Origin of the sequence: Bradyrhizobium sp. (genome assembly GCF_049581145.1) — a bacterium.
GTDB lineage: Bacteria > Pseudomonadota > Alphaproteobacteria > Rhizobiales > Xanthobacteraceae > Bradyrhizobium.
On sequence record NZ_JBAURI010001161.1, the window covers coordinates 1 to 7,379 of the forward strand.

11 protein-coding genes are annotated in these 7,379 nt (G+C 63.2%); 6 read left to right on the forward strand and 5 right to left on the reverse strand.

What is annotated here, in order from left to right; all coding sequences use genetic code 11:
- Positions 1-87 precede the first annotated feature (87 nt).
- Together WCB02_RS37005 and WCB02_RS37010 are read right to left on the reverse strand one after the other, a co-directional pair.
- Positions 88-288 carry a hypothetical protein gene (locus WCB02_RS37005; protein ID WP_423966752.1) on the reverse strand — a complete coding sequence of 67 codons (201 nt, stop codon included), beginning with the start codon at positions 286-288 and terminating at the stop codon, positions 88-90.
- 476 nt (positions 289-764) lie between these two features.
- Positions 765-1,070, reverse strand: a complete 306-nt coding sequence (locus tag WCB02_RS37010; RefSeq protein ID WP_423966754.1) for a hypothetical protein — start codon at positions 1,068-1,070, stop codon at positions 765-767.
- A 112-nt stretch (positions 1,071-1,182) separates the two neighbouring features.
- Between WCB02_RS37010 and WCB02_RS37015 the strand changes: the two genes are divergently transcribed.
- The 5 genes from WCB02_RS37015 (at position 1,183) to WCB02_RS37035 (ending at position 3,945) form a co-directional block, all read left to right on the forward strand.
- On the forward strand, positions 1,183-1,581 hold the full coding sequence (locus WCB02_RS37015) for a metallopeptidase family protein (protein WP_423966756.1): 399 nt from the start codon (positions 1,183-1,185) through the stop codon (positions 1,579-1,581).
- 73 nt (positions 1,582-1,654) lie between these two features.
- On the forward strand, positions 1,655-2,260 hold the full coding sequence (gene leuD, locus WCB02_RS37020) for a 3-isopropylmalate dehydratase small subunit (RefSeq protein ID WP_423966759.1): 606 nt from the start codon (positions 1,655-1,657) through the stop codon (positions 2,258-2,260).
- A 10-nt stretch (positions 2,261-2,270) separates the two neighbouring features.
- On the forward strand, positions 2,271-3,092 hold the full coding sequence (locus tag WCB02_RS37025) for a hypothetical protein (RefSeq protein WP_423966761.1): 822 nt from the start codon (positions 2,271-2,273) through the stop codon (positions 3,090-3,092).
- A 70-nt stretch (positions 3,093-3,162) separates the two neighbouring features.
- Entirely contained in the window at positions 3,163-3,573 is a 411-nt protein-coding gene (locus WCB02_RS37030; RefSeq protein WP_423966763.1) for a hypothetical protein, read from the forward strand.
- A gap of 18 nt (positions 3,574-3,591) precedes the next feature.
- Positions 3,592-3,945 (forward strand): c-type cytochrome, encoded by a 354-nt coding sequence (locus WCB02_RS37035; protein ID WP_423966766.1) that lies wholly within the window; start codon positions 3,592-3,594, stop codon positions 3,943-3,945.
- A gap of 48 nt (positions 3,946-3,993) precedes the next feature.
- Here WCB02_RS37035 and WCB02_RS37040 read toward each other — a convergent pair whose 3' ends face one another.
- Positions 3,994-4,872, reverse strand: coding sequence for an HpcH/HpaI aldolase/citrate lyase family protein (locus WCB02_RS37040; protein ID WP_423966768.1), 879 nt, complete (start codon positions 4,870-4,872; stop codon positions 3,994-3,996).
- 100 nt (positions 4,873-4,972) lie between these two features.
- On the opposite strand from WCB02_RS37040, the gene WCB02_RS37045 reads away from it, so the two are divergent.
- Positions 4,973-5,623, forward strand: a complete 651-nt coding sequence (locus WCB02_RS37045) for a carbonic anhydrase (RefSeq protein ID WP_423966770.1) — start codon at positions 4,973-4,975, stop codon at positions 5,621-5,623.
- Positions 5,624-5,714: 91 nt separating this feature from the next.
- Here the strand turns inward: WCB02_RS37045 and WCB02_RS37050 are convergent, their stop codons facing one another.
- Entirely contained in the window at positions 5,715-6,269 is a 555-nt protein-coding gene (locus WCB02_RS37050) for a TIGR00645 family protein (RefSeq protein WP_423966772.1), read from the reverse strand.
- A 64-nt stretch (positions 6,270-6,333) separates the two neighbouring features.
- Positions 6,334-7,371 carry an aspartate-semialdehyde dehydrogenase gene (locus WCB02_RS37055; RefSeq protein WP_423966775.1) on the reverse strand — a complete coding sequence of 346 codons (1,038 nt, stop codon included), beginning with the start codon at positions 7,369-7,371 and terminating at the stop codon, positions 6,334-6,336.
- Positions 7,372-7,379 lie beyond the last annotated feature (8 nt).

The following is a 7,379-nucleotide window of genomic DNA, read 5'->3' on the forward strand; positions in this document are numbered from 1 at the left end:
CAAAACGGGCTCGCGACGCGGGCCCGTTTTGTCACCATTGTTTGTTTTCAGTTCAGGCGATCCCGCGGCCAGATCGCGCCGCCATGATCACCAATGGCGGTGATGCCAATGATGCCAGTGGTGCCAATGATGCCAGCGCACCTCGGTGGTCATGGTTTTCGAACCATCCTGTACTGCAGGAGCGGCGCCCGGATTGATCAAAGACAGCGCCTGCGCTTGTTGAGCAGGGGCGGCCAGAACCAGAAGCGCGCCGAGCGCTGCAAGACCCAGAACTTTCGTTCCGTTCATCGAGATTCTCCTTCGGTTGCGGGACAATTTCAACTCACGCGGCGCCGTGCGGCTGCCCCCGATGCAACTGCCCCGCGCGACGCAACCTTGGAATAAAGCGAGTGACGTGAATGGTGACTGAATGGCTGCGTCAGAGCATTGAATGCCGCGCCCGCCCGGCAGTTCCGCCATACACGACATATTCGTCGTGAGTGCCAAAATCGCAACAGCGCGCCAACGTGTTTTCCGCGACGTCCATCACCGATCCGGCGTGGAAGGCCGCGACGGCATTGCAAAGCAACATCGATCGTGCCTCTAGCCACATTGCGGTGATGCATGAGACCCGGAGCGCGCTGCGATCAGGTTGAATCGCCTTCTCCTCCAGGTTTTTGATTGAGCACGATCTCCGGGCAAACGCGTTCCGCATTTGTGGCAAGGGAAACCCGCTATGCACGCCTGCGGTCGTAGCCGGAGGTCAGGCGTTTCCGGATCATGCTCTAGCGCTGCCGCCAGAAGCAGTGCATGTGCGGGACGATCACCGTGCCGCTCGGCCTGAATTCCTGCACATAGCTGGCATTGCATTCCCGCACCGCGTTCGGGCCGGGATTGTAGCGCGGATAGACGTCATCATAGTTGGGCGTCACCCGCAGCCGGGTGGCTGGCCGGTGGACCCTGCGCGGCGGCGGCGCGTCCGGATCCTGCACCTGCGCCACCCGAAGTGCGGATTCTGCCTTTGCGTCTCGCGCGGCAAGCGAAACAAGGCCGAGAGCCAAAAGGATTGCCGCCAATGCGATCCGTATCATCACGCCCACCCAGAACTGTGCACATCCGCTTCTAACATTCGCCTCTGTCGTCAGCTAGCCCTGTCACGATCCGAGGTGCACAGCTGCGAAATCCGCGCTAAGAGCCTTGAAGATGTGGATGACACTCAAAGCTCCCTCGCTCGCCGAGATGGAAACCATGGCGGACAGGGCTTTCGAGCGCCTGCCGGCGCGTTTTCGCGAATTGTGCCAAGACCTCGTCATTCGCGTCGACGACTTCCCGACCGAGGAGGTGCTGGAGGAAATGGACGCAGAGACCGAATTCGACCTGCTCGGGCTGTTCCAGGGCACCGGCCTGCCGTTCCGCAGCAACCAGGACATCGCCAGCCTGCCGAACATGATCTGGCTCTACCGCCGGCCCATCCTGGATTATTGGGCGGAGCACGAGGAGACGCTGGGCGACGTCGTCCGCCATGTGCTGATCCATGAGGTCGGGCACCATTTCGGGCTGTCCGACGACGACATGGCTGATATCGAGGCCGACGCGCATTAAACCTTTTCTCGCGGGCATCATTCGCGGTAAAAGCTCTACCGTCAGCCTTTGGTCACAGCCCGGGAAGCGATCGATGGAAAAGTTCACCACGCTGGAAGGCGTTGCGGCGCCGTTGAAGATCATCAATGTCGACACCGACATGGTCATCCCCAAGCAGTATCTGAAGACGATCAAGCGCACCGGCCTCGGCAAAGGGCTCTTCTCCGAGCAGCGCTACAACGACGACGGCAGCGAGAATCCCGATTTCGTGCTCAACAAGCCGGCCTACCGCAACGCCAAGATACTGGTTGCCGGCGACAATTTTGGCTGCGGCTCGAGCCGCGAGCACGCGCCCTGGGCGCTGTTGGATTTTGGCATTCGCTGCGTGATCTCGACCTCGTTCGGCGACATCTTCTACAATAATTGCTTCAAGAACGGCATTCTGCCGATCCGCGTCTCCCAGCAGGACCTCGACAAGCTGTTTGACGACGCCGAGCGTGGCGCCAACGCAACGCTGACCATCGATCTTCCCAACCAGGAGATCCGCGGACCCGACGGCGGCAAGGTGAAGTTCGAGATCGACCCGTTCCGCAAGCACTGCCTTGTGAACGGTCTCGACGATATCGGGCTGACCATGGAGAAGAAGGCCTCCATCGACGCCTATGAGGCCAAGGCGAGGACCGAGCGCGCCTGGGCCTGATCGCGCCACCTTGCGCCCCGACATCGTCACCTTCTGGCATGGTCCGCTCGACGCGTTGCGGCGGACCTGTCTGAGATCGCAGCTGGCCGCCGGCCACAAGGTCACCGTCTACAGCTTCGGCACGATTCCGGGCCTGCCCGACGGCGTCGGCACTGCCGACGCCGAGGCGGTCCTGTCGCGCGCCTTCTCGGAACGGCTTCGCCCGGCACAGCCGGACGGCAGCTGGCGCGACTGGACCATGCTGCAATTCAGCGATTTCTTCCGCATGCGGCTGATGGCGATGCGCGCCGGCCTCTGGCTGGACGCCGATGTGCTGCTGCTCAGGCCAATCGAGGTCGATCCCGAAAAACCTTATTTCGCCTGGGAGCGGCGGCGCCAGCTCGGCAATTCCGTGCTGTACCTGCCGTCGGACGATCCGATCATCACCGCCTTCGATCGTCTGATGCAACAGGACGAACTGACGCCGGACTGGCTGTCGCTGAGGCACCGCATGACCTTCGCGCTGCGACGCCTGCGCGGCGGCTCAAGCCGCCTCTCCGACATCCGGGTGGCGATCTATGGTCCGGCGTCGCTGACTGCGCTTGCGGCGCGATCGGGCGAGCTGCGCCACGCCCTGCCGAAGAAATCGTTCTACGCCGTGCATGCCGAGCCCAAACTATTCTTCGAAGAATCGGATTTCGCCGCGCTGATTGCCGATCCCGACATCATCGGCCTGCACATCTCGCCGAAAGGCCGCGGCAACCAGCTGCCGGTTTCCGGCAGCCTCTATGCCTGGGCGGCGGAACGATTCGGCAGCCAAGTCGCTTCGGATTTCTCGCCGGGTTCCCTTTGATCTGCCGCAAGGCCGTCGGCGCGATCGATGGTCAAATTAGGTGGATTTCGCAGGCGACCGGAGGTGTCTGATGACTGCGCACGCCAAGCCGTATCTTCGCGTCGAAGAATTGATCAACACGTTCTCCGACTGGCTCAGGCATCGCCGCGAGCTCAGCGAGATGCGCCAGCTCGACCGCACCGATTTCGAGCGCATCGCCGGCGATCTGCAGGTGTCGCCCGAGGAGCTGGACGAACTGGTCCGCAACGGACCGCACGCCGCCGACGAACTGCCGAAACTGCTGCAGGCGTTGGGCATCGACGAGGCAAAACTGGCGAGCGCGCAGCCGCTGGTGCTGCGCGACATGGAGCGGGTCTGCGCGATGTGCCGCGACAAGGCGCGATGCGATCGCGATCTCGCCGCCGGCACCTCCACCGAGCACTATAAGGGCTATTGCCTCAACGCTCCCACGATCGATCAGCTCGGCGAGCGCGCCAAGTAGGACTGCGGGTCAGACATCATGTTGCCTAATCACGGCGTGCGTTTCAGCCTTGTAATCCCGCTCGCGATCGCGACGCTGTTCTCGATTCCGCTGCCTCATGCGGCCGGCGCGACGCCGGCCTCCGACAGCGTGTCCTCCGGTCACCATCTGGCGGAAGCCTGGTGCCAGGCCTGTCATGCCATCGCGCCGGGCACTGCGGGCACGTCCAATACCGCGCCGGATTTCGCAGCGATCGCCAATCAGCCGTCGACCACGGCGCTGTCGATCACGGTCTTCCTCAAGACCAGCCATCCCACCATGCCGAACCTCGTGATCACGCCGGAACAGGCCGATGATCTCGCGAGCTACATCCTGAGCCTGAAGCGAAACTAGCGCGGGTCAGGTCAGCCTCGAGGACCGCGGCGACGCTCCGCAACAGAGCTACTGCGCCATGGATTGAATAGCGTCCGCGATGGCGATGGTGCGCCGGGCCATCTCGGCATGCAGCCTCTCCACCATCTGGCCATCGAGCTGGATCGCGCCGCGCGAGGCGTTCTGCGGCGCTTCGAACGCCGCAATGATCCGTCTCGCCTGCGCGACCTCCTCGGGCGGCGGCGTGAAGATCGCGTTGCAGGCGTCGATCTGGCCGGGATGGATCAAGGTCTTGCCGTCGAAGCCGAGGTCGCGCCCCTGGGCGCACTCCAGCGCAAAGCCGTCGGCATTCGAAAAATCGCTGTAGGGTCCGTCGAGCATCTCCAGACCGTTGGCGCGCGCCGCCAGAATGCAGTGGGTGATCATCGGGATCATCGCGGCACGGCCGGGCTGCATCCTGATCCGCGTCTCCCGCGAAATGTCGTTCGGCCCAAATACGAAACCCGCCAACCGCAGCTTCGGATCGCGCGCGGCACAGGCGAGCTTGTCGGCATCGAGCACCGCGCGCGCGGTTTCGATCATCGCCCAGACCTTGATCGACGGGTCGGCGCCGATGTCGTCAAGACTGACGGCGATCATGGTCAGGTCGTCGACGCTTGAGATCTTGGGTACCAAGATGCCATCCGGCCTGGCACGTCCGGCCATGGCAAAGTCCTCGCGCCACCACGGCGTATCGAGGCCATTGGTCCGGATCAGGACCTCGCGTTGGCCAAAACCCTTCGCTGCAACCGCCTGCGCGATCTGGTCGCGCGCCCTGGACTTTGCATCGGGGGCAACCGAATCCTCGAGGTCGAGGATCAGGCCGTCGGCGGCGAGATTACGGCCCTTTTCCAGCGCCCGCGCGTTCGATCCCGGCATGAACAACAGGCTGCGGCGCGGACGGATCATGGGCGCTCCTCTGGGGCGGTCTTGGAACCCAGCCGAATAGCATTTCATCTGCCCAATCGAAAGGCTTGTGACCGCAGGCGGCCTATGGTTAGGCAATGCCATGATCAGTTTTCCGCAACGCCTCCTGGACGGCTACCGGGCCTTCACGACACAGCGGCTGCCGACCGAGCAGACCCGCTATCGCGAGCTGTCGGTGCGGGGCCAGTCGCCGGAAGTCATGGTGATCGGCTGCTGCGATTCGCGCGTCTCGCCCGAAGTGATCTTCGACGCCGGTCCGGGCGAATTGTTCGTGGTCCGCAACGTCGCCAATCTGGTGCCGGTGTATCAGCCGGACGGTGGCGCCCACGGCGTCTCGGCCGCGCTCGAATATGCGGTGCGGGCGCTGCGTATCAAGCATATCGTGGTGCTCGGGCACGCCCAGTGCGGCGGCATCCGCGCCTTCATCGACAAGATCGAGCCGCTGTCGCCAGGCGATTTCATCGGCCGCTGGATGGCGATGTTCATCAAGCCGGGCGAAGTCGTCGAGCAGCGTGACCACGAGACCATGCAGGATTTCACCGTGCGGATCGAGAAAGCGGCGGTGTTCCGCTCGATCGAGAACCTGATGACGTTCCCGTTCGTGCAGACGCTGGTCGAGCGCGGCGAACTACAGCTGCACGGCGCCTATTTCGGCGTCGCCGAAGGCTCGCTGTTCGTGCTCGACAAGGAGACGAAGGAATTCCGCGGCGTTCGGACGGAAGCGGATGCGTAGATCCGTGGGCTAAGCGCAGCGTGCGCACAATCCCGTCCGCGTGGTGAGATGGAGGGCACGGCGCGAAGACGCGCCTGGTCCCCCCTGCCTTCTACTCGCTGTTCGTCTTCTCGGCACCCCAGCGGTCGGACAGCGCCAAGAGCAGCGCCGAGACCACGAACACCAGATGCACGCCGACCAGCCAGGTCATCTTGACGGCGTCGAAGGCGGCATCGACGTTGAGGAATGCTTCCAGCACGTGGATCGCCGAAATCGCGACGATCGATGCCAAGAGTTTCTGCTTCAGGCCAGCGAAATCGATCTTGGTGATCCATACCGGCCAGTTCGGCTGGCCGGTGGTATCGACCCGCGACACGAAGTTCTCGTAGCCGGAAAACACCACGATCAAGATCAGGTTGGCGACCAGCGTCACGTCGATCAGGGACAGCACGCCGAGGATGCTATCGGTCGACTTGGCGCCGGGCGCGTACAGGATGAAATCCCACAGCATCCTGACGAATTTGACGAAGAGAACCGCGAGGCTGACGACGAGGCCGACATAGAACGGCAGCATCAGCCAGCGGCTCGAGAACAGCACGCTCTCGAGCGCGCGTCCTATCACCTTCAGCGCGGGAGCGGGTCGGGAAGCAGCCGGTTGCTCGGTCATCGCTGGTCCCCGGCTCCTCGAAGCAGACTAGAGTGGCCCGTTGCGTGGCCTTTTACGCAGCCTTTTACGCAGCCTTTTTCTTGGCGCTGAGCAGCTTGCGGTTGATCAGGCATTCCGCGATCTGGATCGCGTTCAGCGCGGCACCCTTGCGCAGGTTGTCCGACACGCACCACAGCACCAGGCCGTTGTCGACGGTCGGATCGGCACGGATGCGGCTGATGTAGGTGGCGTCCTCGCCGGCCGCCTCATAGGGCGTGACATAGCCGCCGGGCTCGTGCTTGTCGATGACGAGGCATCCCGGCGCGTTGCGCAGGATGTTGCGCGCTTCATCCGGCGAGATCGGATTCTCGAACTCGATCGTGACGGCTTCGGAATGACCGACGAATACCGGCACCCGCACGCAGGTCGCGGTCAGCTTGATTTTGGGATCAAGAATCTTCTTGGTCTCCATCATCATCTTCCACTCTTCCTTGGTGTAGCCGTCCTCCATGAAGACGTCGATCTCGGGGATCACGTTGAAGGCGATACGCTTCGGGAATTTCTTGGTGACCAGTTCGCTGTTGGTGTAGACCGCCTTGGTCTGCGAAAACAGCTCGTCCATCGCGTCCTTGCCGGCGCCCGACACCGACTGGTAGGTGGCGACCACGACCCGCCTGATGACGGCGCGGTCGTGCAGCTGCTTCAGCGCCACGACCAGCTGGGCGGTCGAGCAGTTCGGGTTGGCGATGATGTACTTGTTGACGAAGCCGCGCGCCGCCTCGGCGTTGACCTCGGGCACGATCAGCGGCACGTCCGGGTCCATCCGCCAGGCGGAGGAATTGTCGATCACGACGCAGCCCTTGGCCCCGATCCCGGGCGAATAGTCCTTGGACACCGAGCCGCCGGCCGACATGAGGCAGATGTCGGTGTCGGAGAAATCGTAATTCTCGAGCGCCTTGCACTTGAGCGTGCGGTCGCCGAACGAAACCTCCTTGCCGATCGAGCGGGAGGAGGCGAGCGCGACCACCTCGGACACGGGGAAACGCCGCTCGGCGAGAATGCTCAGCATCTCCCGGCCGACATTGCCGGTGGCGCCGGCGATCGCGACCTTATAGCCTGACATGGTTGGAA

Excerpts from the sequence above, each read along its gene's own strand:
- WCB02_RS37040 (WP_423966768.1), bottom strand. The coding sequence starts at position 4,872 with ATGATCCGTCCGCGCCGCAGCCTGTTGTTCATGCCGGGATCGAACGCG.
- WCB02_RS37055 (WP_423966775.1), bottom strand. The coding sequence starts at position 7,371 with ATGTCAGGCTATAAGGTCGCGATCGCCGGCGCCACCGGCAATGTCGGC.
- WCB02_RS37015 (WP_423966756.1), top strand. The coding sequence starts at position 1,183 with ATGTGGATGACACTCAAAGCTCCCTCGCTCGCCGAGATGGAAACCATG.
- leuD (WP_423966759.1), top strand. The coding sequence starts at position 1,655 with ATGGAAAAGTTCACCACGCTGGAAGGCGTTGCGGCGCCGTTGAAGATC.
- WCB02_RS37010 (WP_423966754.1), bottom strand. The coding sequence starts at position 1,070 with ATGATACGGATCGCATTGGCGGCAATCCTTTTGGCTCTCGGCCTTGTT.
- WCB02_RS37005 (WP_423966752.1), bottom strand. The coding sequence starts at position 288 with ATGAACGGAACGAAAGTTCTGGGTCTTGCAGCGCTCGGCGCGCTTCTG.
- WCB02_RS37045 (WP_423966770.1), top strand. The coding sequence starts at position 4,973 with ATGATCAGTTTTCCGCAACGCCTCCTGGACGGCTACCGGGCCTTCACG.
- WCB02_RS37030 (WP_423966763.1), top strand. The coding sequence starts at position 3,163 with ATGACTGCGCACGCCAAGCCGTATCTTCGCGTCGAAGAATTGATCAAC.
- WCB02_RS37035 (WP_423966766.1), top strand. The coding sequence starts at position 3,592 with ATGTTGCCTAATCACGGCGTGCGTTTCAGCCTTGTAATCCCGCTCGCG.
- WCB02_RS37050 (WP_423966772.1), bottom strand. The coding sequence starts at position 6,269 with ATGACCGAGCAACCGGCTGCTTCCCGACCCGCTCCCGCGCTGAAGGTG.